Annotated in this window: 26 protein-coding genes; 18 read left to right on the top strand and 8 right to left on the bottom strand. The window is 53.0% G+C overall.

The annotated features are described in order from the left end of the window. Window positions 1-209 precede the first annotated feature (209 nt). The 17 genes from lipP1 to QMG16_RS12330 all read left to right on the top strand — a co-directional run bounded on the left by lipP1 (window position 210) and on the right by QMG16_RS12330 (window position 17740). A complete protein-coding gene (gene lipP1 / locus QMG16_RS12410) occupies window positions 210-1154 on the top strand; it encodes a LipP1 family hormone-sensitive lipase (protein WP_281794613.1) in 945 nt (314 codons plus the stop codon). 40 nt (window positions 1155-1194) lie between these two features. Beyond that, window positions 1195-1413 carry a DUF2080 family transposase-associated protein gene (locus QMG16_RS12405; RefSeq protein ID WP_281794611.1) on the top strand — a complete coding sequence of 73 codons (219 nt, stop codon included), beginning with the start codon at window positions 1195-1197 and terminating at the stop codon, window positions 1411-1413. Window positions 1414-1439: 26 nt separating this feature from the next. After that, the gene (locus QMG16_RS12400; RefSeq protein WP_281794609.1) at window positions 1440-1889 is read left to right on the top strand and encodes a GNAT family N-acetyltransferase; all 450 of its coding nucleotides are present in this window, start codon (window positions 1440-1442) and stop codon (window positions 1887-1889) included. A gap of 335 nt (window positions 1890-2224) precedes the next feature. Continuing rightward, window positions 2225-2440 (top strand): DUF2080 family transposase-associated protein, encoded by a 216-nt coding sequence (locus QMG16_RS12395; RefSeq protein WP_373878674.1) that lies wholly within the window; start codon window positions 2225-2227, stop codon window positions 2438-2440. 17 nt (window positions 2441-2457) lie between these two features. Further along, entirely contained in the window at window positions 2458-2910 is a 453-nt protein-coding gene (locus tag QMG16_RS12390) for a GNAT family N-acetyltransferase (protein WP_281794606.1), read from the top strand. Between the two features lie 611 nt (window positions 2911-3521). Further along, window positions 3522-3920: a NifB/NifX family molybdenum-iron cluster-binding protein gene (locus tag QMG16_RS12385; protein WP_281794605.1), complete on the top strand. Its 399-nt coding sequence runs from the start codon at window positions 3522-3524 to the stop codon at window positions 3918-3920. A gap of 186 nt (window positions 3921-4106) precedes the next feature. Further along, window positions 4107-4484 (top strand): ANTAR domain-containing protein, encoded by a 378-nt coding sequence (locus QMG16_RS12380; RefSeq protein WP_281794604.1) that lies wholly within the window; start codon window positions 4107-4109, stop codon window positions 4482-4484. A 996-nt stretch (window positions 4485-5480) separates the two neighbouring features. Beyond that, entirely contained in the window at window positions 5481-8453 is a 2973-nt protein-coding gene (locus QMG16_RS12375) for a cation-translocating P-type ATPase (RefSeq protein WP_281794602.1), read from the top strand. Next, entirely contained in the window at window positions 8450-9100 is a 651-nt protein-coding gene (locus tag QMG16_RS12370; protein ID WP_281794600.1) for a potassium channel family protein, read from the top strand. Before QMG16_RS12375 ends, QMG16_RS12370 begins: the two co-directional genes overlap by 4 nt. A 154-nt stretch (window positions 9101-9254) precedes the next feature. Continuing rightward, window positions 9255-9926 carry a potassium channel family protein gene (locus QMG16_RS12365; RefSeq protein ID WP_281794598.1) on the top strand — a complete coding sequence of 224 codons (672 nt, stop codon included), beginning with the start codon at window positions 9255-9257 and terminating at the stop codon, window positions 9924-9926. A 340-nt stretch (window positions 9927-10266) separates the two neighbouring features. Next, complete coding sequence (locus QMG16_RS12360; protein ID WP_281794596.1) at window positions 10267-11805, top strand: sulfatase family protein; 1539 nt, start codon at window positions 10267-10269, stop codon at window positions 11803-11805. A gap of 89 nt (window positions 11806-11894) precedes the next feature. Beyond that, a complete protein-coding gene (locus QMG16_RS12355) occupies window positions 11895-12203 on the top strand; it encodes a thioredoxin family protein (protein ID WP_281794595.1) in 309 nt (102 codons plus the stop codon). Between the two features lie 32 nt (window positions 12204-12235). Next, on the top strand, window positions 12236-13159 hold the full coding sequence (locus QMG16_RS12350; protein WP_281794593.1) for an NAD(P)/FAD-dependent oxidoreductase: 924 nt from the start codon (window positions 12236-12238) through the stop codon (window positions 13157-13159). Window positions 13160-13332: 173 nt separating this feature from the next. Further along, on the top strand, window positions 13333-14718 hold the full coding sequence (locus QMG16_RS12345; protein ID WP_281794592.1) for an MFS transporter: 1386 nt from the start codon (window positions 13333-13335) through the stop codon (window positions 14716-14718). Window positions 14719-15016: 298 nt separating this feature from the next. Beyond that, entirely contained in the window at window positions 15017-15259 is a 243-nt protein-coding gene (locus QMG16_RS12340) for a hypothetical protein (protein WP_281794591.1), read from the top strand. A gap of 16 nt (window positions 15260-15275) precedes the next feature. Beyond that, a complete protein-coding gene (locus tag QMG16_RS12335) occupies window positions 15276-17102 on the top strand; it encodes a sensor histidine kinase (protein ID WP_281794589.1) in 1827 nt (608 codons plus the stop codon). Continuing rightward, on the top strand, window positions 17099-17740 hold the full coding sequence (locus tag QMG16_RS12330) for a response regulator (protein WP_281794588.1): 642 nt from the start codon (window positions 17099-17101) through the stop codon (window positions 17738-17740). The genes QMG16_RS12335 and QMG16_RS12330 overlap by 4 nt, the downstream gene beginning before the upstream one ends. A gap of 65 nt (window positions 17741-17805) precedes the next feature. Here QMG16_RS12330 and QMG16_RS12325 read toward each other — a convergent pair whose 3' ends face one another. From QMG16_RS12325 to QMG16_RS12295, 7 genes are all read right to left on the bottom strand, one after another. Next, the gene (locus QMG16_RS12325) at window positions 17806-18237 is read right to left on the bottom strand and encodes a lipopolysaccharide assembly protein LapA domain-containing protein (protein WP_281794586.1); all 432 of its coding nucleotides are present in this window, start codon (window positions 18235-18237) and stop codon (window positions 17806-17808) included. Further along, complete coding sequence (locus QMG16_RS12320) at window positions 18224-18724, bottom strand: HIT family protein (RefSeq protein ID WP_281794585.1); 501 nt, start codon at window positions 18722-18724, stop codon at window positions 18224-18226. Before QMG16_RS12320 ends, QMG16_RS12325 begins: the two co-directional genes overlap by 14 nt. Window positions 18725-18733: 9 nt before the next feature. After that, a complete protein-coding gene (locus QMG16_RS12315) occupies window positions 18734-19210 on the bottom strand; it encodes a metallophosphoesterase family protein (protein WP_281794583.1) in 477 nt (158 codons plus the stop codon). A gap of 159 nt (window positions 19211-19369) precedes the next feature. After that, window positions 19370-20104, bottom strand: coding sequence for a UPF0280 family protein (locus tag QMG16_RS12310; protein WP_281794581.1), 735 nt, complete (start codon window positions 20102-20104; stop codon window positions 19370-19372). 61 nt (window positions 20105-20165) lie between these two features. Next, a complete protein-coding gene (gene guaA, locus QMG16_RS12305; protein WP_281794580.1) occupies window positions 20166-21722 on the bottom strand; it encodes a glutamine-hydrolyzing GMP synthase in 1557 nt (518 codons plus the stop codon). 58 nt (window positions 21723-21780) lie between these two features. Next, window positions 21781-23259 (bottom strand): IMP dehydrogenase, encoded by a 1479-nt coding sequence (guaB, locus tag QMG16_RS12300; protein WP_281794579.1) that lies wholly within the window; start codon window positions 23257-23259, stop codon window positions 21781-21783. Window positions 23260-23311: 52 nt separating this feature from the next. Continuing rightward, window positions 23312-24331, bottom strand: coding sequence for a Ppx/GppA phosphatase family protein (locus QMG16_RS12295; RefSeq protein ID WP_281794577.1), 1020 nt, complete (start codon window positions 24329-24331; stop codon window positions 23312-23314). Between the two features lie 235 nt (window positions 24332-24566). Here QMG16_RS12295 and QMG16_RS12290 point away from each other — a divergent pair, with 235 nt between their 5' ends. Beyond that, a complete protein-coding gene (locus QMG16_RS12290) occupies window positions 24567-25184 on the top strand; it encodes an L-threonylcarbamoyladenylate synthase (RefSeq protein WP_373878743.1) in 618 nt (205 codons plus the stop codon). A 124-nt stretch (window positions 25185-25308) separates the two neighbouring features. On the opposite strand, the gene sppA is transcribed toward QMG16_RS12290, so the two are convergent. Then, window positions 25309-26181 carry a signal peptide peptidase SppA gene (sppA, locus tag QMG16_RS12285; protein ID WP_281794573.1) on the bottom strand — a complete coding sequence of 291 codons (873 nt, stop codon included), beginning with the start codon at window positions 26179-26181 and terminating at the stop codon, window positions 25309-25311. Between the last annotated feature and the right edge of the window lie 10 nt (window positions 26182-26191).

The following is a 26191-nucleotide window of genomic DNA, read 5'->3' as shown; positions in this document are numbered from 1 at the left end:
TTTTTTCTTAAGTATCCGGGCAGAAATTTCTTAACATTTTCAAACCGTCATACCGGCGAAAGCCGGTATCCGGAGAATGTGCCGTGTGGCTGGATTCCGGCTGAAAGCACTCCGGAATGACGTAACCTGCAACCAAGAATGTTAAATCGCTTCCGGTCAGGTAATTATATCCGGAATCCTGAAAACAAGAGCGCATAGAGGACGATGCCATGCCTCTCGATCCACAGGCCAGAGCACTCATGGATGCCACCGAAGGATTACCTCCGGTTGAGACCCTCTCCGTCCAGGAGGTCCGTGCAAGATTTCTTCAAGCTTTTGGAAGAAGGGGCGAGCCGGAGAGTGTTCTGAGGGTGGAGAATCGTTCCATCCCGGGTCCCGATACGGAAATACCCCTTCGAATCTATACTCCCAGGAATGAGCCGCCGCTCCCCATCCTGGTTTTCTTTCATGGCGGGGGCGGCGTGGTGGGCAATCTGGAAACGCATGATGCCGTCTGTCGCACTCTCGCAAAGGGGGCCCAGTGCATGGTCGTCTCGGTGGATTATCGACTGGCTCCAGAGCATAAGTACCCGGCAGGATTGAATGATTGTTTCTCGGCAACCCGATGGGTTTACGAAAACGCCCTTTCTTTTGACGGCGATCCCCAGCGCATTGCCGTGGGAGGGGATAGCGCCGGAGGAAGTCTTGCGGCTGCAGTGGCTCTCCTGGCTCGTGATCGAGGTGGGCCGGAACTGGTTTACCAGCTCATGTTTTATCCCATGACCGATTATTACCTGCCGGGCACGCCTTCCTACGAAGAGAACGGGTCGGGTTATTTTCTGACAACGACCGCGGTCAAGTGGTTCCTGGACCACTATTTGCCCAAAGAGTTCGATCGAGATGATCCGTATCTCTTTCCTCTCCGGTGCAGGGACTTGAGTGGGCTTCCCCCTGCATTGGTCATGACGGCTGAGTATGATCCCCTGCGGGATGAAGGTGAAAGGTATGCCATGCGTTTACGGGAAGCCGGCGTATGGGTCCATTTGCAGCGGATTGACGGCATGATGCACGGATTCACGGTTCTGGCCGGGCGCTTGGATAAAGGAAAACATGCTTTAAAGGATGCAGCCGCTCATTTGAGGGCCGCATTCCTGGCATGCCCGACTATCTTATAAGATTCCTGTGCCTGCCAATCACAATATAGAGGTTCAAGAAATGATGGCAGTGAAGAATATCCATGTCGAAGAAAATCAAGATAACGATGTCGTAAGGGCACAAGCTGCTGCAGGGGGAACTGTCCACTCCAGGGTCAAGTTTGAGGTCTTCGGTGAGGAGATGCTGGAAAAGAGCGTCAAGTATAGCGGTAACAGCGGAAGAGTTTACCTGCCGCCTGAATGGGTAGGCCATCGAGTGAAAATCATAAGAATAGATTGAAATCATCCGGGGGAACAATGGATTTCATGGAAAGAAAGATCTGCATCAGAAGGCTGAAGGAAGAGGATTCCGATGCAATCAGCGAAATTTACAGCCTCATCACCAAGAAAGCCGTAAATGCCGATTTCAAAAAGCTGGTTCAAGAGCATGCGCAAGAGAATGAGCATGAGGCGCCTTTTGTGGCTGAGCTCGATGGCAGAGTCATAGGATTTATGATCAGCTACATCGTTACCCTGGGGTTTGGAGCGGAGAAAAGTGCTTATATCGCCACGATGGGAATCCATCCCCGGTTCATGGGGGAGGGGGTCGGCGCCGGCATAGCCCGGGAGGTTTTGAGTTTCTATAAAGCCCTGGGAATTACCCGCGTTTGTACTTCGGTCCGATGGGATTCCACCGATATCCTTTCATTTTTCAAAACCATGGGCTTTGAGAGGAGCAGTTTCATCAACCTCAAGAAAGACCTGGATGTCTTGTAGTCTGATACGTCTGAAAGGGGGACTTCAAAACATACCCGACCGGATGATGAATTACGGCGGGCTGCAATGGTAGCTGCAAAAGGGATTCATTGTAGCTGCAAAAATCTTGACCCATCTATCCGCGGCTGCTATGGTTAGCAACCGATATGCCGACAATTGAATGTCGCCTTTTCCTCTTTGAATTTACTGCGACATTGTCGCATTAACCACAGAGATACAGAGAGCGCAGAGAAAGACTCTCGAATGAAATCTCCGTGTCCCCGTGGTTCAGATGAAATCCGACAATGTCGAGTTACTTGCCGACAGGTATCGGTCCCAATGCAAAGGTTGAAGATATGGTCATGGAAAAGAAAGATGTGGAAGAAGAAAAGGGAGCCCATACCGAAATTGAATCACCCGGTGAAGCCGAAACTGCCCGCACAAAGGTGAAATTTGAAGTATATGGTGAGGAAATGCTGGAAAAGGAGGTCAAGCTTAGCGGCAACAGCGGCAGGGTTTACTTGCCTCCTGACTGGGTTGGACATCGGGTCAAGATCATTCGTATAGACTGAAACCATCCGAGGGAAAAATGAATTCACTGGTAAAAGAAGTAACCATCAGAAAGTTACGAGCAGAGGATGCGGATGCGATCAGCGAAATTTACAGCCTCATCACCCAGACAGCCGCAAATGAGGATTTTAAGAGAGTGGTTCGAGAACATGCCCGGAAAGAGGCGCATGAGGCCCATTTTGTCACGGAGTTCGAAGGAAGAGTTGTAGGATTTATCATCAGCTACATTCTCCCCTTGGGATTTGGAGCGGAAAAAAGCGCTTACATTGCGACGATGGGGGTGCATCCCAAGCACATGGGGAAGGGCATTGGAAGGGGGATGACCGGGGAGATCTTCAAGTTTTATAAATCCCAGGGCATTACTCGCGTTTATACCTCAGTCCGATGGGATTCCACCGATATCCTTTCATTTTTCAAAACCATGGGTTTTGAAAGAAGTAATTTCATCAATCTCAAGAAAGACTTGGAATAGATTTGGGATTCCTTTCACGGCGAAATTTGGGGGAGTGAGTCAAGAGACAATTGCATTGGGACCCATTGCATATGGGAACAATTTGAACTTATCCATTTCCCTGAATGGGTGCATTTTGTTTCTTTAACCAAACTGTTTCCAAGATGAAATCTTCATGCAAATCCAGTGCTTTCCTGCATTTTTCATGAGTTGTACGCTTTCCTTTATCTCGGCATACCATTTGCATTTACCTGCCCGGATTGTCCTCTCCTGGATTGCAAAAAGCGATTCTACCTCGGAAGCATCAAAGTTTTGGAAACAGAGCCCTTTGCAGGAAGTGATCCTCAGGGTAAAATCTTTCGAGCGAAACAAAGTGCCCTGCCGAAGTATGAAAGGCGCAATCGATGCGGCCTCCGTGTGTCCATATGGAGGTGCGGAGCGAACGGCGGGGAGGGAATCGATTTTTCTTGTTGCGGGCATGAGATGGAGGGCTGTAAGGTATGCGCTGCCCGTTGCCCTGCCTCAGGCCGTCCGGTTTCCGGAGAAGCAGATGATCAGGGGAAGATGTGGAAGCTCTTTCTCCCCAGAGGTTTAATGAAGAAGCATTTAAGTGATATTTAAAGGAGATTGCCATGAAGAGTACAATCGTTGCCATTCCATCATCCCATCCAGGAGGACTTGCAGCCGCTCTTGGTGCACATTTCGGCCACTGCGATCTTTACACGCTGATTGAAGTCGTTGATGGTCAGGTGAAGGATATTCGTGTCATTCCCAATGTCCCGCACGCACAGGGTGGATGCATGGCTCCGGTCAATCACCTGGCTCAGAACGGCGTCCAGGTTCTCATTGCGGGGGGCATGGGCATGAGGCCGCTCATGGGGTTCACACAGGTGGGAATTTCCGTTCTCCATGGAGGGAGCGCACAGACCGTGCGGGAAGCGGTGGATGCTTACCTGGCCGGGCAGTTGCAGCAGTTCACACCCGAATATACCTGCGGAGGTGGAGGTGCCCCTCAGTCGGGCAGGTTCTGATCATCAAGGGAGAAAAAGGGTAAGGGGGTGAGTTGCTCTTGAAATCCCCATTTACCACGGAGGTACAGAGATCACGGAGGAATTCCATAAGAATTCCAAAATTTTCTCCGTGCCCTCCGTGTCTCCGTGGTGAATAACGGGATATTAGAATCCGTCAACCCCCTTACCAATTGATGAGGAGAAGTTATGCTGCGTATTGTACTGGTCACCTCTTTGCCGGAAAGCGTTCATTCTTTTGCTGAAGCCCTGACTGCGGAACCTGAGGTGCGCCTCGATCGGGTGAGCTCCGGATCGGAAGCTCTGAGCCTCGCGCGCACCCTATCCCCTCATCTTGTGGTCATTGACACCGATCTGCCGGATATCAAGCCGTTGACTCTGGTTCAGGAGCTGCTGGCGGTGAATGCAATGGTCAATACCGCTCTCATAAGTCCTCTCAGCGAAGAGGAATTCCACGAAGCGAGTGAAGGATTAGGTGTTCTTGCACGTCTACCGGTGAATCCAGGCCGAAGCGATGCGGCGGAACTGTTGAATAAACTTAGAAGTGTGCTCGGACTCATGCCGTGAAGTCCACTCTGCCGATAAAATTTTTTTATCGTGAGAATACACCATCTGTAGGATAGTATTGCTGCGTTTCACGCATACCATGCGTTCATCTGCCGGAAAAAACCGGCTCTATTCGATATTGAAGTTGAAAAAGGGGGTATGGTTTCTTTTGTTTTTCCACCCCGATGAATGGATTGCAGGCGGGGAAAGCGCATAAAAGACGAAGGCCAAGGGTGTCTGACCCTTGGCCTTCGTCTTTTAGAAAGAAAACCTCTCAATTTCACAACCGGAACGGGCAACGGCTTTCGATCAGCAACAGGAATATCACGATACCACTTCAGGATGAATCTCAGCAACAACCGCTTCCACTGCAACCAAGAGCGACGAACTTTGCGTTTCAACAAGAGAATCAGCAAGAGCAGAAAAAAACAACAAACAACAAGAACGATCACGAGAGCAAGATCATGAGCTTTAAATCTGCGCGTAAGAGCCTAGTCGTATGAACCTTGAATTTCCCAGAGAGCAGAGCGACATATCCAACATCAACAAGAGACTCAACAGAACGGAGAACCTGTACAGCACAAGATCAACTTTGAACGAGGAGGTCTTCTTTCAACTTTGCTTTCAGAATCTCCTAATTGCAATGAACATACCAATCGCCAGGAGTCTAAAAAAAGGCCTTTGAATAAGGGATTGAGCACCATGAGATACTTTTCAGCAGAAAAGCTGTTTTAGACAATATCCTTCAGGTTTGGTAGGGTTTTAGAAGAAAAAAGATCGTTGTCTATAAAATTATTCCATTTATATCAATATCTTGACTGTTATTGACTAATATTGTTTAGTCGAAATGCTTGGTGAAGATTATTGTTCGATCCGGCAGATCGCCTCAAAATAGGGAGGTGAGGAGACACAGCAGAAGATTCTTGACAGACCAACGGCTTCTGATACAGAAAGTTCATATTACTCGATATAGATCCAGGAAGGAAAGAGAACCGTATCCTGGGGAGTGAGTCGCTCTTGAAATCCCCATTCACCACGAATGGCAGGGAGATCAGAGAGGAATTCCATAAGAATTCCAAATTCTTTTCCGTACCCTCCGTGGTGAATAACGAAACATTGGAATCCGCCAACTCCATCCAGTACGAAGGCCGGAAGCTCATGAACGGCTCAATAAATCAATATCATCAAGAAGATAAGGCAGTATCCATTGAAAGGATACCTGCCTCGGAGGTCTATGCCGTTCTCGGGACGGGGCCTGAGGGACTGAGCCGGCAAGAGGCCGAAGAGCGTCTGCATCTTTTCGGGTCCAATGCCATAAGAGAAGTCGGGGGGACATCCCTTCTGTTCAAATTTCTGGCCAATTTCATACATCTTATGGCCATACTGCTGTGGATTGCGGGCCTGGTCGCTCTTGTCGCTCAAATGCCGCAGTTGGCCGTCTCCATCTGGACGGTCAACCTCATCAATGGGGCGTTCAGTTTCTGGCAGGAGTACAAGGCGGAAAAGGCCACTGAAGCCATGCGCCGGCTGCTCCCCGTTTATGCGCGGGTCCTGCGAGACGGTGAGATGCAACGCATTCAGGCTCAGGAGCTCGTACCGGGAGATGTCCTGTTGCTTGCGGAAGGCGACCGCATTTCAGCCGATGCCCGGCTGGTGGAGGATGCCGAACTGCGCGTGGATCAATCCACCCTGACGGGAGAATCCCTGCAGGTGCGCAAGACCAGCGACGCAACCAAAACCAAGAGCCCCACCCGCAGCGAAGTTCAAAATATTGTCTTCACAGGAACCAGCGTCGTTTCCGGCGCCGGCAAGGCGGTCGTCTTCGCGACCGGTATGGAAACCGAGTTCGGAAAAATTGCGCGGTTCACTCAGAGCCTCGGCGGCGAGGCCAGTCCTCTCCAAAAAGAGATGCAGCGGGTGACGAAACTCGTCACGGCAATCGCAGTCTCCATAGGATTTGCATTCTTTCTGTTGGCCGTGGTCCTGGCGGGTGTAGACCTGGCCGAGAGTTTTATCTTCGGAATGGGGATGATCGTTGCCTTCGTGCCCGAGGGGCTTCTCCCGACAGTAACGCTCTCTCTTGCCATGGGAGTCCAGCGCATGGCAAAGCGAAATGCGCTCATCAAACGCCTATCGTCCGTAGAGACTTTGGGCTCCACTTCCGTCATCTGCACGGATAAAACCGGAACCCTCACTCAGAATGAAATGACCGTGAGGAACATCTGGCTGGCCGGCAGGAGTTTGAGCGTTACGGGAACCGGCTACGCCCCCGAGGGGCAAATTCTGTTTGCCGGCCGCTCCCTTGCCGTATCCGAAGAAAGCGATTTGTGCAGGCTGCTCCTCGCTGCAGGACTCTGTAACAACGCTCGATTGCTTCCCCCCGACAGCGAGACCCCTCGATGGACGATACTGGGAGATCCCACCGAGGGCGCTCTCCTCGTCCTGGTGCAAAAAGCCGGTCTGGACCTGGATTCTTTGAGGCAAAAGATCCCTCGTCTGCGGGAACTGCCCTTCGAATCCCGACGCAGGAGGATGAGCACCATTCACCGCGCCGATCGTTCTTCCATGGCGGTCTATGTCAAGGGTGCCCCTAGGGAGGTGCTCGGACGGAGCACACGCGTCTTCATGAACGGGTCCGAGGAACCACTGCCTGGACCTCTACGGGAGCAAATCATGAGGGCGAACGATGCCTATGCCCGCGGTGGACTGAGGGTACTGGCCGTTGCGCAGCGTACCATCGTCGAGAGTTCCTCCGGGCCCGGTTTGCGCCTCTCCGAATATACTCCTGAAACCGTTGAACGGGAGCTTACCTTCCTTGGGTTGATTGCCATGATGGATCCGCCCAGACCGGAAGTATCCGAGGCGGTGGAAAAATGCCACCGGGCCGGCATACGCATCATAATGATTACGGGAGACTACGGACTCACTGGGGAGAGCATTGCGCGTCGAATCGGCATCATCCGGGAGGATGACTCCAAGGTCTTGAGCGGTGCCGATCTGGATGCTATGGACGATGAGACATTGAAGGAAGCCCTTCAGGGTGAGGTCCTTTTCGCGCGGGCCGCTCCCGAGCATAAACTGCGTATCGTTACTGCCCTGCAAAGTATGGGGCATGTGGTGGCCGTTACGGGAGACGGCGTAAATGATGCCCCTGCGCTTAAAAAGGCCGATATCGGAGTAGCCATGGGCATATCCGGAACCGATGTGGCCAGAGAAGCTTCCGACATGATCCTCATCGATGACAATTTTGCATCCATAGTCAATGCCATTGAAGAAGGACGGGCCGTCTATGCCAACATCAAGAAATTTACCGCTTATATCTTCACCAGCAACACCCCGGAAGCGGTGCCTTTCATTCTTTTCGCTCTGAGCCGTGCGCGGATTCCACTCGCTCTCAATGTGATGCACATCCTTGCCGTTGACCTCGGCACGGACCTGGCGCCCGCCCTTGCGCTCGGAGCGGAACCCCCGGAGCCCGGTCTTATGGAGAATCCGCCACGAAGTTTGAAGGAGCATGTCATTACGCGCTCCCTTCTGCTTCGCGCCTACCTCTGGCTGGGTCCTCTGCAGAGCCTGGCGGTAATGGCGGCTTTTTACTTTCAGTACTGGACCCACGGCTATTGGGGGCAGTGGCTGAATCTGCCGTCGAGCGGCACTCTCTACGAGTCCGCAACCGCCATGGCTCTGGCTTGTGTTGTGACCACGCAGATTGGCAATCTGTTCGCCCAGCGGACGGAGCGCAGTTCGGTGTTTCGAATCGGCCTGTTCGGCAACCGGTTGGTGTGGATCGGTATCGTCAGCGAACTCATGATCATTTTCATGGTCGTCTACGTTCCGCCCTTGCAGGATATCGTCGGGACAGCGGCTTTTTCTCCTGGAAACTGGTTGTTCTTGTTTATGTGGGCACCGTTGCTTTTCATTGCCGACGAGTGCAGAAAGGCGCTATTGCGCACCTGGGAACGAAAGAAGCTGTATGGAGGGAACGCATGAGATTTATCATCGTCGGCTGTGGGCGCATGGGAGCCGGACTCGCCAGGGTCCTCAGTTCACGTGGTCACACGATAACCGTGGTGGATGAGGATCGGGATGCGATGGAGCGTCTGAAACATTCTTTCCGGGGTAAGACGATTGTCGGGAGCGGATTTGGAAGGGGAGTGCTTCTCGAAGCGGGCATCGAACGTGCGGATGGTCTGGCTGCGGTTACGGACAACGATGAGACCAATATTGTCGTTGCACGCATTGCCAGGCTCGTTTTTCAAGTCCCGAGAGTCGTCGCCCGCCTCTACGAACCTCGTAAGGTGGAAGCCTACCAAAAGCTCGGCGTCCAGATCGTCGCCCCGGACTCATGGGGCATCAATCGCTTTGCCGATCTCCTTTCCTATTCCGAACTGGATACAATTCTGAGCTTGGGCGACGGCGAAGTGGAGATCGTGGAAATGGAAATCCCTGTGCTGCTCGTGGGGCGCAAGGTGAGTGCCGTTACGGTCCCGGGCGAAGTGCACGTCGTTGCGGTCAGCCGCAGGGGGAAAGCCTTTCTTCCGACTTCGGAAACCATTTTTCAGAAAAACGATTCGTTGCACATAGCGCTTTTGACGGCTTCCTCTGAACGTCTGAGAGCGATACTGGCGTTGACATGAGGGAGTTGGTGGATTCTAATATTTCGTTATTCACCAAGGAGACACGGAGGGCGCGGAGAAGATTTTGGAGTTTTTAAGGGATTCCTCCTTGATCTCTGTGCCTCCGTGGTAAATGGGGATTTCAAGAGCGACTCACTCCCTATGGAGGAAAACGATGAAAGTGATCATCGTAGGTGGGGGAAAGATGGGGACGCATCTCGCTTCACTGCTCCTGGCCGAAAAGCACCAGGTGAAAATCATTGAAGCCAATGTGAGGGAGGTCCGGCATCTCCATGAGGATCTTCCGACGGAAAGCGTGATGTCCGGAAGCGGAACAGATCCGGCCGTTCTGGAAGCGGCAGGCATAAGGGAGGCAAACGTCGTGGCAGCCGTGACGGGCAGGGATGAAGCGAACCTGGTCGTTACGAGCCTTGCGCGGTTCGAATTTGGTGTGCCTCGCACCATTGCCCGTGTGAAGGACCCAAAGAACGCCTGGATGTTCACCTCGGTCATGGGAGTCGATGTAGCACTGAGTCAGGCGGATCTCATGGCGCATCTGATCGCCGAGGAGATGTCGCTGGGAAATATGATTACGCTGCTCAAGCTTCACAAGGGGCAGTACTCCCTGGTTGAAGAAAAAGTGCATCCTGCAGCCGTTGCCGCCGGCAGGAGGGTGGAAGATCTGCCTTTTCCGGCCGAGTGTATTCTGGCGGCGGTGATCCGCGACGGGCGGCTCATCATCCCCCATGGCGATACCGTGCTTCAGGCCTCCGATGAAGTTTTAGCCGTGGTCCATCAATCACGCATGGAAGAACTGGCGTCTATCCTCGGGGAACAACGTTCCTGACCAAATTTCCCCACTGGCCCGTCCACAACCGGGCTTTCCGAATATTTATAAGAAATTTGAAGACCTTTGCTGTACTGCAAACGGCTGAGCTCCGGACCTTTAAAATTTGAAGGGTAAACACTCCCGCAGAAGGTCCGGTTCTCAGCCGCGCAAGGCATGCCCTCCCTGACGTAAACCTCTCCTGGCTGACCCTCGAAAAAAAAACTCCAAAACCTGGTAATTTCCCGAGCTGTACCGGTCCCGAATCTCTGGTTTAATGCACAGCATCATCACCCAATGCTTCGATTGCTCTGACAAGAACGGCGGTGTTCATCCGTGACTTTGAAAAGGAGAATATAAAATGACCAACAACAACAGTAAGGAAAGCTCTATCAAGAATGTTGTCTTCATTATGCTCGACACCCTTCAGTACAACTATCTGGGGTGTTATGGGAACAAAACGGTGAAGACTCCTAATTTCGACCGGTTTGCCCGCAATGGGATACTGTTCGAAAACGCTTACAGTGAGGGTCTGCCCACCGTTCCCGTTCGCCGCGCAATCATGACCGGCCGATTCACCCTGCCGGTCGCAGGCTGGCAACCGCTCTCCCATGAGGATACTACCATCACCGACATTCTCTGGGGCCGCAAGGTGCAGACCGCCCTGATTTACGACACCCCCCCCATGCGCCTTCCCAAGTATGGCTATTCCCGGGGATTCGACTACGTGAAGTTCTGCCCCGGACACGAACTCGATCACACCACTTACAAGGACGACCCCCTCGATCCCGGTATGCAGGCCATCGACTACACCTCCCCTACCATGGTCTACAACGAAAAGGGTGAGTTCATCGATGACGCCAGTAAGGCTCTTTTGGAGGAAATCGACTGCTTCCTGCGCTTCCGGCAGAACTGGCGCTCCGAAGACGACAACTACATCAGTGTGGTGGCCAGAGAAGCAGATCATTGGCTGCGCGAGAGGCGGATCAAGAACCGCCCCTTCATGCTCTGGGTTGATTCCTTCGATCCGCACGAACCCTGGGATCCACCGTCCGTGTGGACCGGTGAACCCTGCCCCTACAATCCCGATTACGAGGGAAACCCCATCCTTCTGGCTCCCTGGACCCCGGTGGAAGGGCGAATCACCGATGCCGAGGCGGAGCATATCCGCGCCCTCTACGCCGAAAACATCACCCTGGTGGACAAGCAGATCGGCAAGCTGCTCGACTCCATCAGAGATCAGGGTCTCTGGGACGAGACCATGATCATCATCACCTCCGATCACGGCCAGCCCATGGGCAAGGGGGAGCACGGCCACGGCATCATGCGCAAATGCCGCCCCTGGCCTTATGAGGAATTGGTGCATGTGCCCCTCATGATGCACATCCCCGGTCTGGATGGAGGCAAGCGCATCAAGGGCTTCGTGCAGAACGTCGATATCGCCCCCACCATTCTGGATGCGCTGGGATTGCTCGAGGCGGAAAGCATTGACAGCGGGCACGGATTTCCGGTCTACGACGCTTTGGACATGCAGGGCCAGAGCCTTTTGCCTCTCGTCAGCGGCGAGGTGGACAGGATCCGTGACTATGCCATTGCAGGGTACTTTGGCATGTCGTGGTCTCTCATCACTGAGGATTACAGCTACATCCACTGGATCCTCAAGGATGCCAGCCAGCGAGATTACACCAGCACCAGCAACCCCGGCAAGGAAACCATGAAGGACGAGGCCATGTGGTCATGTACGGCCGGAGCAAAACAGGAAGTACCCGATAGCGATGAAATGTACGATCGCCGCAACGATCCCTTTCAACTCAAGAACCTCATTAAGGAACAGCCTGAAAAGGCAGAGGAGCTGCTCCGGCAGCTGAAAGAAACTATCGGTGAATTGAAGAGTTCGTAGAGATCGACTGTGCGGGGCCAGTAGCCAGACCATGCGCCGGCTCTGTGCATCAGCAAATAACGTAACCCATTATTGAACAAGGAGAAGTCATGTATCAAGCGCTGACAGACAACGATTTTTCTTCGACGGTCCAGATTACTGACAACGGGGTTGTCATTTTTGTCAAGAAGCTCTGCCCCCATTGTAAGAACATGCTGAAAATGTTTGAAAAATTTCAAAAAATCGTCCCCGGTGTCTCCATTTACACGGCGGATATCGAGGAATGCCCGGAATCCATGACTGCGCTGACGGTGGAAAGGGCTCCCACGGTTTGTGTTGTAAAAAGCGGGAAGATAACAGCCCAAAAAACCGGGTTGATGAATCCCAGGGAAATGGCGGCGTTCTACGAGGCCGCCTGATAGATACTTCGCAGCGAATAAAGGGTGATTCCATGAAAGAAACCCGTTCATTTGATGTTTTGATTATTGGGGGCGGCATCGCCGGAATGACGGCGGCCATCTATCTCGCCAGAGCCAATGTCAGGGCCGTGATTTTGGAAAAGGCCATCTGCGGTGGGCTCTGCAATTATACCTACGTTGTGGAAAATTTCCCCTCCTATCCCTCCATTCACGGCATGGATCTCATGCAGAAGGTTCGTGAACACGTGGACTACCTGGGAGTTGCCGTCGAGGAGGTGTGCGAGATCGAGCGGCTGGATATCACCGGCCGGGAAAAGATCATTGAAACGGATGAAGCGATTTACAAGGGTACGGCCGTGATCGTGGCCACGGGGCGAAAACCCATTTTGCTCGATGTTCCCGGGGGCGAAGCGATCCATTACTGCTCCGTATGTGATGGATTCACCTATGCGGGCAAGCGGGTGCTTGTCGTTGGGGGAGGGAACAGCGGTTTTGACGAAAGCCTCTACCTCATGCGTATAGGCATCAAGCACCTCACTCTGGTGGAAGTGATGGATCGCTTTTTCGCGGCCCAGTCCGCACAGGATGAATTGTTGAAGTGTGGCGATGTGGATGCCCGCAAAAGCACCAAGGTGCTGGAAGTCCTTCATGAGAACGGCAAGGTCCAGGGAGTGGTGCTGGAGAACGTGGCTACGGGTGAAAGGGAGACCCTTGAGGTTGACGGCGTTTTTGTGTTCATGGGCCAGAATCCAACGACCGAGTTCTTGAAGGACATCGTGGATCTGGATGACTACGGGTATGTCCTGGCCAAAGAGGACATGAGCACCAGCATTCCGGGAGTATTTTCGGCGGGAGACCTCAACCGCAAGCAATTTCGACAGCTCACGACCGCCATGAGCGATGGAACCATTGCCGCTTTGGCCTGTGAGCGCTATGTCCGCTCCAATCCAGGCTGAAAAGACTCCAACAGCCTATCCGGAAACCACCTGTGGACTTTGGACTCCCCCCTTGATCCTCCCCCTCGAGGGGGGATTGGGGGGCGCTGCCAAGAATAGGTTTTGGGATAGGCTTTTAACGGTCAAAAGGAAAAGTTTCCGGAGTGAGCCACGGGGGAAAGAAGGAAAATAATATGTCTGAAAATGTGGCAACCATTGCAGCGGGCGACAGGATTGCCGTGGGTGAAATAAGGGCAACGGCAAGGATCGTCAACAACTATTTTGACGGCATTCCTGTGACCGGAGTGCACAAGCTCCTTTTTTTTATCATCATGGGAGCCTATTTTTTTGAACAGTTGGACAACTGGAATTTTGGATTCATTGCTCCCGCGATTGCTCAGTCGTGGAATCTGCAAATGACCGATATCGCCATGATCGTGTTTTGGTATTTTGTTGCCATGACCACCGGCGGTTTTCTGGGGGGAGTCATTTCTGACTTTATCGGCAGGCGAAAGACCTTTCTGGGCGCCATACTTGTCTTTTCCATAGCCTCTGTAGTGACCGGCTTCACTGACAACTTCATCGTCTTCACCATTTTCAGAGCACTCACCGGCTTTGGCGTTTTTTGCCTGATGGTGACCTCACAGGCCTATATTGCGGAAATGGCTCCAGCGGAAAGCAGGGGGATGTGGCAAGGGCGAGTTGCGGCAGTAGGCTTTTGCGCTGTTCCCTTGGTCGCCTTCTTGTGCAGAGTGATCATTCTCATGTCGCCCGAAGCGTGGCGCATCATTCTTTATGTCGGCGGTATAGGAATTGTCGGTTTTTTTGTAGGGCTGAAGTATCTCAAGGAATCACCCCGCTGGCTCGTTTCGCACGGTCGCATTGCTGAGGCCGAAGAAATCATGGAGTTCTTGACCCATAAGAAAATTGACCTGACGGAGGCAGCCAAAAAAGTCGAGACGAAAATAAAAGTTTCTGAAGTGCTCATCGGCATGCTGTCAAAGCGCTATATTGCCAGAACGCTGCTGCTCATTCTTCTGTTCATAACGATCACCCCGGCTGGATTCCTTTTTACGACATGGACCACGCAGCTTATTAAAATGAAAGGATTTTCAGTTTCAGACAGTCTCACCGCCACGACGATCATCAGCATAGGGGTGCCAGCCGGCTGTTACCTTGCTTCCCTCGTATCCGACCTGGGAGGCAGGAAGGTCCCGCTCATGATGCTCGGAGTGCTGTGCGGTTTTGGTGGGTTCGCTTTTGCTTTTATGGACGGGCTGACCGGTCTTACCACTACGGGCTTTGCACTGAGCGTCTTTAACCTTGCCATTAACTTCATACTTTTCTCCTATACGGCTGAATCCTACCCAACTCGAATGCGCAATACAGCGACCGGCTTCCATAACGGCCTGGCGCGACTTTCCGTTTCAGCCTCACAGCCCCTGATTCCCATTATTCATCAAACGTATGGATTTGCGGGCGTGTTCAATTCCGTAGGTATTTTGTACCTGATTCCCGTCATCCCGTTGCTCATCTGGGGCATGCGGACCGGGGGAAAGAGTCTTGAAGATATAGAGTAGTATTGCGACAGAAATCATTCTGTCTGTTTTTATCGGCAGATTGCCAGATTTTCGCAGATTGAGAATCGGATTGGTGGGATTTATTTAGGGAGTTGGCGGATTCCAATATCCCGTTATTCACCACGGAGACACGGAGGGCACGGAGAAGATTTTAGAATTCTTATGGAATTCCTCTGCGATCTCTATGCCTCCGTGGTAAATGGGGATTTTAAGAGCGACTCACTCCCTTAATCGTGCATTCTGCGTAATCTGCGGATCGATTTAGCCCGATTTTCACCACACCAGGATGGGATTCCAGATGGATACCGCTTTTCTGGAGTCTCTTCCTGCAGTCATTTTTATGATATATTTTTTAGTAATTGAGACAAGAATTGCGGAACTGTTGCATTTCAACGAAAGGCGTCTGCCCAGGCTTCTCTTTATTATTATTTTTTCCTTATTCCTGCCTATCGGGCGCAGTGGCACACTCCCCATGGCAGGATGGGTCGCGGGACTGGCCGTGGCACTTTTGCTTCCGACTTCCGGCATGACAATCTCTTGAAAGGTTAATAGGAATCATGTCTCTTTTTTATCGCTTTTGGCTCACAGGGATATTCTTGCTGCTTTCCTTTTCGCCCCTGTCCGCCTTCGAACCATCCTTTGATTCCAGGCAGATCAAGAAGGTTGTGGTATTGTATTCCGGACCACTCGATTTCCCTGCGACGGAAATGACCGAAAGGGGGATTCGTGAAGGTTTCTTTAACAATACAGCCTTTCATATCCAACTGTTCTCCGAGTATCTGAATCTGTCGCGATTCCGCGATATCAAACAGAGGACGGCCCTGGCGGAACTCCTGCGGCACAGGTATGGAGAGGGCGGAATGGATCTCATTATCAGCGTGGATGTGCCAGCCGCGCATTTCTTGCTGGAAAATGCGGAAAACATCTTTCCGAAGATCCCCATCATCATGTGTGACATTCCAAAGCATCTTGCGGAGCGCCTGGAGGCTTCACCGCTCAGGGCCAGGACGAGCGGCATTTTGGAGCCGATGAACGCAAGAACTCTCGTGGAATCAGCGCTCTCATTCAAGCCTGCTACAAAATATGCCGTCCTGATTTCCGGCGCTTTTGAAAACGACCGGGTCAGAGCAGAGGGTTTTCGCAAGGCCATTGAGGCGTTCGGCGACAGGCTCGAGCTCATCGACTTGACCGGGCTTCCCATAGAGAATCTACTCGATCGAATCAAGAAATTGCCCCGCGACTCCATCATTTTTTACTCGACCCTCTTTGTCGACGGCATCGGCCGGAGTTTCATACCGCGGGACGTGCTCAAAATGATCTCTGATGCATCGGATGCCCCGGTTTTTGGCCTCTATGAGATGTATTTGGGACACGGAATTGTCGGTGGATGCCTGATCAGTATGACGGCACAGGGGAAAAAGGCGGCTGAGATGGCCGCCATGGTTCTCCAGGGGAAATCTCCCGCTGCCGTTCCCTTCGATGACGGTGAAGGGGCTTTTATCGTCGCTTATGACTGGCGGCAGTTGAAACGCTGGAAAATCAGTGAAAACGACCTGCCGGTCGGCAGCAAAGTGATGTACCGGGAGGCTACTCTATGGGATCTCTATAAATCCTATATCATTGGGGTCGTCTCCACGTTTGTCCTTGAATCCATACTGATCATCGCGTTGGTGATCAATCTGCAGAAGCGTAAGAAGGCGGAAGTCGAGCTTCGTAATAGTCGTCAGGACCTCAAGATGCTTGCCGGCCGGTTGATTTCGTCCCAGGAGGAGGAGTTGAGTCGCCTCTCCCGAGAGTTCCATGATGATCTCGCGCAAAGGCTCGCCGCCGTTGCCATCGAAGCCGGCACTCTGGAGTTGCAGTCACGTCACATCGAGACGTCTGTTCTTCAGAAGATTGGGCACATCAAAGGGCAGTTGATCGGTCTGTCGGAGGATGTCCACGCGATTTCCCGTCAGATCCACCCCGCAATCCTCAAGGACCTTGGGCTGGTGCGGGCCATCAAATCCCAGTGCATGAGCTTTTCCGACAGGGAAAACATTTCCGTTGATTTCCACTCTCAGGATATTCCCGAGGCGATACCGGAGGATATCTCGCTCTGCATTTACCGCATCATACAGGAGAGCTTGAGAAACATTGCCAAACATTCCCGCGCCGGACGCGTCGAGGTCTCTTTAAAGGGCGTGCCGGGCAACATTTTGCTCAAGGTCGAAGACGACGGCATGGGCTTTGTTCCCCAGTGCGCTCAGCATACTCCAGGCATCGGGCTGGCAAGCATGAGAGAGAGGGTACAGTATGTAAACGGCGAATTCGACATTCGTTCCGAACCGGGAAAAGGGACCGAGATCGAAGTATCCGTGCCCCTGGAAAAGAGGAAGAAATGAAACGGGCAAAAATCCTTTTGGCGGACGACCACCGCATTGTTGCAGAAGGACTGAGAGGCTTACTGGAACCCGAATTCGAGCTTGTGGGGATCGTGGAGGACGGGCGGGCGATGCTCGAGGCTGTCGACAAGCATAAGCCCGATGTGGTGGTGGCCGACGTATCCATGCCGTTGCTCAACGGGATCGACGCTGTGCGCCTGCTCAAGAAAAAAAACAAGAATATCGCCGTTGTTTTCCTGACCATGCACCTGGATGTGGCCTATGCCGCCAGCGCTCTGGAAGTGGGAGCCTCAGGCTACGTTCTGAAACATTCAGCTCCATCCGAACTCGTTACGGCCATCAAGAGCGCACTCAAGGGAAGAACCTATATCACTCCCTTGCTCGCCGGCGAACTCATACAGTATCACAAAAAAAAGCCGCAGAGCGAAGAGGGCGAAATCGCCAGGCTCACTTCCCGCCAGCGCGAAGTGTTGCAATTGCTGGCCGAGGGGCATTCTGTCAAGGAAATAGCCGCTATCTTGCAAATCTCCACAAGGACCGTGGAATTTCATAAATACAGCATGATGGAGGCTCTTGGTTTGAAGAGCTCTGCGGAGCTGGTGCGGTTTGCAGTCAAACACGGCATTATCACCGAGTGAGCGATTCAAGGCCCCGCTGCCCAACGAAGCTCGTCTCAACGTTTTCGATGACAAGAAAAGAGGCCCTATTCCTGGCCGGCCTTGCGTGGTTCCACCGGTTGTTCTTCGGTCGCAGGATCGGCGGAGGGTGCGGTTGCCGGTTCGGCGTGTGAGGCCGGTGCAGGTTCCTCACGGGATTCCGCTGCGGGGGGAGCCTGTTTTTGAGCCTTTGCGGCTTCCTGAGCGGCCAGCAGTTGATCTTTTTCCTGCCGTTCCTGTATCAGCTGACGCCGTACCTTGAAGTAGGGTTTCAGCATGAGCAGGAGCCCTGCGAAGAGGCCCAGCATCGCCGCGACGAGGAGAATCACATAGATGGGATATTCCCAGCTCTGAGGTTCACGCAGGTAAATGTTCAGGGTAAAGGAAACGGTCTGTTTGAAGGCGGAAAGATTCTGCCAGCCGAAAAGACCCACAAAACCTAAAACCAATAACGTCAGGACCAATTTAAACAGTTTCATGCCCGCCCTCCTTCAGGAAATGGGGCAGCAGCTTCTCGTAGGTCGCCTTGAGATGCTCGGGGATGCTGCGAATGTCTGCGAGAACGGGCAGGAAATTCGTGTCTCCGTTCCAGCGGGGAACCACATGAAAGTGGAGGTGATCTTTTACCCCGGCTCCCGCCACGGTTCCCAGGTTCAATCCCACGTTGAAGCCTTCCGGATGCATGACTTTTTTCAAAATAACGATGCATGTCTGGATCCATTGCATCAGGTGCAGCATTTCATCCGCTTCGAGCTCTTCGACGGCGGCGACATGCCTCCAGGGCGCGACCAGCAAATGTCCATTGTTGTATGGATATTTGTTCATCATGACCATGATCCGCTCTCCCCTGTGCAGAATGAGCCGTTCTTCGTCGGAATGTCCGTCACCCTCGGGGCAGAATATACAGTAAGGTTCTCTTTTTCCTAAAATATAATCTATACGCCACGGAGCCCATAGATTCTGCATGAATTTCTCCTATAATCGAATGATTTCACCCTGAATGCGTTCATTGATGTGAAGGATTCCCAAAGTTCTCTCAGAACTCCCTCGACCTAAAAATACAGAACCGGGATTGAACCAGAAGATACCGTTCTCTTCCGCATTTAAAGGAACATGCGTGTGTCCGAAGAGAACCGCATCTACTCCAATGAATTCGTTGCGCAATCTTTTGGGGAGGTCTGAGGCTGCCCCCCAACCATGGGCGATGCCGATGCGATGGCTGCCAACTCGAATCACTTTCTTTGTGGGAAGACGGTCTTGAATCACATGATCGTCCGTATTTCCAGCAACGGCCTCCAGTGGATATTGTTCCATAAAATCCAGGATGGAGCTTCTTGCCCAGTCGCCCAAATGGATCACCATATCGGCGTCGTCACAATAGCGGCTGCATATCCTGCGAAATTCGTCCGTCACCTGCCGCAGATGAGTGTCTGACATTACAACAATTTTCATAGCACATGACGCAGTGGAAAGGGTTGCCTTCAAATTCCATTTACTATCCAATGGTTATCGAATGAAGCCGTTACTATATCAACCGGGTTTGAAAACTCAAGGTATATTTTACAAGGGGAGCCCTTATGCTCGTAGAAGAAATTCCTTTAAGGATGGACTTCAGAGGGGGATGAGTTCCAGATCTCCCCATATGCCTATTTTATCTTTCACCACAATGAGGACCCCTTCGACGGATGGAATGCCTGCCGCCTTTTCAAGGGTGCGGGCGATGTCTTCCGGCCGCCGAACAAGGTTTCCCAGTGCTGTGGCCGCTGCGTCGGCCAGAACGGCATCTTGGGAGACGACGGTCACGGCGTTTGCCCTTCCGAAACTCAGGGAATGCCCGATAGTGCCCGATGACGTGCAAATTCCCAGGGGAAATCGCTCGGGGGGGAAGCGCAGAGCCATCCGTCCGCTGAAAGGGGAATCCGGCCCCGCGTAAATGCCGATCCGCATCTCTTCCTGGATATCCAGGTAGCAGTCTCCTCCGTTTTCGATGATGATGGCTGGAGTCAGAGGTTTGAGATCCCGGGCGACAAACTGTGCCATGGCACCCGCCACGCCGGCCATGGGGCCTACTCCCGCCTTCCGGGAGGCTTCGATCATGTGGCGGACGAGGGGAGGGGCAAGAGGATCTTCGGGAAGGGGCGCCAGGGAAGTGAGGAATTCCGGGTGTTGTGAAATATAACGTTCCAGTTGGTGTCGGTAGTTGAGTACGGCGGTCAAAGCTTCTTTACCGACATCCCGCCTGGCACGTATCCAGAGGTCCGTTTCCCTGTAGCGGGTTTGAAAAGCGAACCAGCCTTCCTTGCTTTGGTGTTGATAGCGGTAAAATCGTTGGTTTTTGTCTTTCATCGAGTCTGCCGGGAATTCCTCAGGAAAGGGCAGGGACCCTTTTGGAGGCCCCTGTTTTGGACTATTCCCATTCAATCGTGCTGGGGGGTTTGGATGAAATATCGTAAACCACCCGGTTGATGCCCTTCACTTCATTGATGATGCGATTGGAAATCTTGCCGAGTACGTCGTAAGGAACCCGTGCCCAGTCGGCTGTCATGGCATCTACACTTTCCACGATGCGTACGGCGATGACCTGATCGTAGGTGCGCTCATCTCCCATGACTCCCACGGAACGGACGGGAAGCAGCACCGCAAAAGCCTGCCAGACGCGATCATACCAGCCCGAGGCTTCCATTTCCTCGAGAACGATGGCGTCCGCTTCCCGAAGAATTGCCAGGTTTTCAGGCGTGACCTCTCCGATGATGCGTATGGCGAGACCCGGCCCGGGGTAGGGATGGCGCATGATGACCCGTTCCGGCAGTCCCAACTCTCTTCCTACGAGCCGTGCTTCATCCTTGAAAAGCTCGCGCAGGGGTTCAATAAGCTTCAGTTTCATGCGTTCGGGGAGTCCCCCCACGTTATGGTGTGTCTTGATAGTGGCGGAAGGCCCCTTGAAGGAGACGCTTTCGATGACATCCGGGTAGAGGGTGCCCTGGGCCAGATACTTTGCGTTGGCCAGTCGACCGGCTTCCTTTTCAAACAATTCGATGAAAAGATTTCCTATGATCCTGCGTTTCTGTTCGGGATCGACGATCCCTGCGAGGCGATCGAGGAAAAGCTTGGACGCATCCACATAAATGAGGTTCAATTGGAAGTGGTCACGAAAAATGCGTTGCACGCTTTCGGCCTCGCCTTTGCGCAGGAGGCCATTATTGACAAAAATGCAATGCAGGCGGCTACCGATGGCGTGGTGAAGCAAAACCGCAACCACGGAAGAGTCGACGCCACCGCTCAGAGCGCAGATTACCTGATCTTCCCCCACTCCCTCCCGGACCGCTTGAATGGCGGATTCTACGAAGGACTTCATCGTCCAGGAAGACTGGCAGCGGCAGATGCGAAAGAGGAAATTTTCCAGGATGGTCTTGCCGCAGGGGGTGTGCACCACTTCCGGATGGAACTGTACGCCGTAAAAGCGGCGGGCAGGGAGCCCCATGGCGGCAATGGGAGAGTTTTCACTGTGGGCGAGCACCTTGAAATCCTGTGGCAGATTCAGGATGCGGTCGCCATGGCTCATCCACACGCGAACCCCTTCTTTTTCGACGTCAAGGAAGAGATCGCCGGCGTCGTCAATGTCGATAGTGGCGGGACCGTATTCCCGGCGGTCGGCCTTTTCCACGGCTCCTTTCAGTTGGTGAGCCATGAGTTGCATGCCGTAGCAGATTCCCAGAATGGGAATGTCGAGCGAGAAGATCTCGGGATCGGAGAGAGGGGCGCCGTCGTCATGCACGCTGGAAGGGCCTCCCGAAAGGATGATTCCCTTGGGCTGGAAGTCCTTTACCGCTTCGAGAGTAATATTGTAGGGATGGATTTCACAATAGACATGGCTTTCCCGAATGCGCCTGGCGATGAGCTGGGTGTACTGGGAACCAAAGTCCAGAATCAAAATGCGTTCTTCATGCAGGTGATCGAATTTCATCAATCTTTTCCTAAAACATCCCTCGCCTCTTTGGCGAGCGGGTTGCAGTTTTTGCCCCTTATTTCAAATCCACCTGATAATTGGGAGCCTCCTTGGTGATGATGACGTCGTGCACGTGGCTTTCGCGAAGACCTGCGCTGGTGACGCGCACCATTCGGGCCTTCGTTCGGAGCTCTTCCAGATTGGCGGAGCCGGTGTAACCCATGCCGGCGCGCAGGCCTCCAATCAGCTGGTGTACGATGGAAGAGATGGGGCCGCGATAGGGAACCTTGCCTTCGATGCCTTCGGGCACCAGCTTTTTGGGTTCAAAGACCTGGTCCTGAAAGTAACGGTCTTTGCTGCCCTCCTTCATCGCTCCCAGGGAACCCATGCCCCGGTAAACCTTGTAAGTCCGCCCCTGATACAAAATGGTTTCTCCAGGGCTTTCCTCGGTTCCCGCGAAGAGGCTTCCGATCATCACGCTATCGGCTCCGGCGGCTATGGCTTTCACGATGTCGCCACTGTACTTGATGCCTCCGTCCGCCATGACGGGAACGCCGTGGGCCCGGCCGACCCGGGAACATTCCATGATGGCCGTGATCTGCGGCACGCCGACTCCCGCCACGATCCGTGTTGTACAGATGGAACCCGGTCCCACGCCGACCTTTATGGCGTCGACGCCGGCTTCTACAAGGCTTTCCGCTCCCGCCGCGGTTGCGACGTTGCCCGCGATGACCTGAAGTTGCGGATAATCGGCCTTGATCTGCTTTACGGTGGTCAAAATATTTTTGGAATGGCCATGAGCGCTGTCGACCGCGATGACGTCCACCCCCGCCTGGTAGAGAGCCGCAACACGGGCGGCCGTGTCTTTCCCGACTCCCACTGCCGCTCCTACCCGCAGGCGGCCCAGTTCGTCCTTGCATGCATTGGGATATTTGATGATTTTGGTGATGTCTTTGATGGTGATGAGGCCCTTCAGTTTGCCTTGCTCATCCACCACCAGCAGTTTTTCGATGCGGTTTTTGTGCAGGAGTTTCTTGGATTCTTCCAGGCTGATTCCTATGGGTGCCGTGACCAGGCCTTCCTTGGTCATGACTTCTGAAACGTGCAGATCCATGTTGGTTTCAAATCGCAAGTCCCGGTTGGTGATGATGCCTACCAGCTGTCCGCTCTTGACTACGGGCACACCCGAAATGCGGTATCTGGCCATCAATTCCAAAACATCCGATATCTTCTGATCCGGTTCCACCGTAACAGGGTCGACCACCATTCCCCGTTCCGACTTCTTGACCTTATTGACTTCCAGCGCCTGACGCTCCACGGACATGTTTCGATGAATGATCCCGATTCCACCCTCCCTGGCAATGCTGATGGCCGTGTCGGACTCGGTCACGGTATCCATGGCCGCACTCACGAGGGGAATCCGCAGATTGATTTCCCGCGTGAGCCGTGTCTCCAGGTTCGTCTCGTGGGGCAGGACCTCCGAATAGGCGGGCAGCAAGGAAACATCATCGAAGGTGAGAGCCTCCGGAAGGAACATTATTTGATTGCTTTCCATTCAATTTCTCCGTCATGTCTGATTTTTTTCCGTTTCTGTTTTGGTGAGGCCTTTAACCCTTTTGCATCCGCCATGTCAAGGGACTTACCAGAGCTTGAGGCCGGCCGTATTTCTTTTCTATGAGATCCAGGAGAAGCCCTTCCAGAAGCCCCGCATCGCTGACGATGAGATGGGTCTGTTTCAGGCCTCTCAAAATTTCACGTACGATAAGAGCCCCTGCCGGAATGATGTCTTCCCTGCCCGCTTCCAAGCCCGGAATTTCCCGCCGGAGGGCAAGAGTGGAACGCACCAGGTGCTCAATGGTTGCTGTGAGCCAGTTTTCAGTGAGAGGGAGACCATTGATGCGGCTGGGGCAGTAATCTGTCATCTTGAGGTTCATGGCTGCCAGTGTGGTTGCCGTTCCCGCTGTTCCTACGACCTGAAGGGGAAAGGGGGTGGGGGGTGCCGGCAGGATGGAGCCGATGGCTTGAAAAACGGGTGCCAGTGCATCCTGGATGGCTTCCACGGCCCGGCTGACAGCCTCCAGGGGAGGCGGATCTTCAGAGAGAAATCGCTCCGTTATGGTGGCTGCACCAATGAAAACGCTTGTGTGCCAGAGGGGCTTTTCGCGTCGTGTGTCGAGAAGCAGGAATTCCGTGCTGCTCCCGCCGAGGTCAAATGAGAGAATATATCCTTCGGTTCTGGGAATGACGCTCAAGACGCCCTTGGCAGAGAGCAGGGCCTCCGATGTTTCGGAAAGAATTTCCGCCGCAATACCCGTCTTTTGGCGGACTTCCGCCAGGAATTCCTCTCCGTTCCCGGCCTTGCGCACAACACCGGTAGCCCCGCAGGCGACATCGCTCACTCCATGGCACTTCAGTATTCCAGCGTATTCTTCCAGGACTCGCAAGCTTTCTCGAATGCCTGGGGTTTTGAGCGTCTGCCCCTCCTGGAAATTCCTGGCAAGCCGGGTAATACGGCGTTCAAGGCGCAGGGGATAGATTTCCAGCTTTTCATTGGATCGGGCAACGAGTAAGCGGATGGTATGTGAACCGATGTCGATGGATGCGAAGTGGTCGTTCTGTGAGGCCATGGTTGGGCGGCCGCTCCTTTTCTTATCTTGACATTGAATGAGTAGTCCAGTTATTTTCTTTAGGAAATATCGTCCGGCATAGCTGGTTTGAGGCATGCCCCTAATCTTTTAATATGTCCTCGAATTTCTTTTCTTATTGAGACTTCCATATCATCTTGATGGCTCACCAGGGGTTTGAAAAGCCTCCGCCCTTAGAAGGAGAACTCCTGAAACCTTGAAGGAGAAGACTTTGGCAGTGATTCTGGAAATCAACTCACAACATCCTGAACCGAGAAAGATCAAGAAGATCGTGGATATTCTGGCGAACGGGGGAATCATAGCATACCCTACAGACACCTTTTACGGGATAGGTTGTGATCTGTTGAATAAGAATTCCATTGAAAAAATCTACAAACTGAAGCGTCGCTCGCCCAATCAGCCCTTCAGCTTTATTTGCAGTGACCTTAAAAATATCAGCGAATACGCCCAGGTCTCCAATTACGCCTACAAGACCATGAAGAGGCTCCTGCCGGGTCCGTACACATTCATCCTCGGAGGTTCACGGCTGGTTCCCAAGATCATGTTGACCAAGCGCCAGACTGTCGGAATACGTGTCCCGGATCATCAGATTTGCCTTTCCATCGTTCAGGAACTGGGGCATCCCATCATCAGCACGAGTGCTACCGACCCTGAAACAGGGGAGATCTTGTTCGGTCCGACTGACATCAAGGACAAGATCGGGCACGCTATCGATCTGATCGTTGACGCTGGAGCCTCCGTGCCCGGAAAACCTTCGAGTGTCATCTCTCTCATCGACGATATCCCTGAAATCATCCGTGAAGGGGCAGGGGATGTCAGCCTCTTTAAAGAATGAGTAAACCTCAAAGCATCGGAATATCGGGAACGGCACAACACACCTGCCGAGGGGAGGCCGTCTAAAAAATCCGATGCGGCCGCCGGGCTTCCGCACAGGTTGCCGGGACCGCCAGGAGTTCCCGTCACGGAAAAAACGGCGATTGGTACCGCAAAAAGTTTGCCGAGCCATTGAGAAAATAAGAAAGGCTTTCGCCGGCTTCACTGCCGAGCAGGTAGTCCAGCAGGGACCGTTTCTTTTTTTTGTGGTAAATGACTTCAGGTTTCCCTTCAATCTTTCCGAGGGATGCCGCTGCATCCACCGCATCCTGAAAGTTTCCCAGTGCATCCACCAAGCCCAGTTTTTGAGCTGTTTCTCCCAGGATGATGCGGCCGTCGGCGATCTGTCGCACTTTTTCCTCGGGTAAATTGCGTCCCAGGGCCACATCTTTTACGAACTGACCGTATGCTTCATCGATGGTTTCCTGGAGCAGGGCTCTTTCCTCCGGCGTCATTTCCCGGCCGGGATTTCCCACATCCTTGAAAGGGCCGCTCTTGATGACGTTGGTGTAGTAGCCGACCTTGTCGAATAGCTCTTTGAGATTGGGAAAGGAGAGGATCACTCCGATGCTTCCCGTTATGGTGCCGGGATTGGCAATAATGCGGTTGGCGGCGGAAGCGATATAGTATCCCCCTGATGCGGCGATGCCTCCCAATGAAGCTACGACCGGTTTTTCCTTGCTGGTTCGCCTCAATTCACGGACTATCTCCTGGGAAGGCCCGATGCCTCCCCCCGGAGATTCGATGCGCACCAGGATGGCTTTCACATTGTCATCTTCGCGGTACTTCTTGAGGGCTTTCTGCGTTTCCTGAGCATCGTCTATCAGGCCGCGAATCTCGATGACGGCAATCTGGTTGGGTTTGGCAAAGAAATTGAGATCCGATGCCCCCATCCAAAACAATATCATGGCGGCCGGTACCGCGATGAGACCCAGGAACCAAAAACTTCGGAGTCGCATGAGTTTCCGC

Source organism: Desulforhabdus amnigena, from assembly GCF_027925305.1.
Lineage (GTDB): Bacteria > Desulfobacterota > Syntrophobacteria > Syntrophobacterales > Syntrophobacteraceae > Desulforhabdus > Desulforhabdus amnigena.
This window is presented reverse-complemented; position numbering and strand designations above follow the sequence as displayed.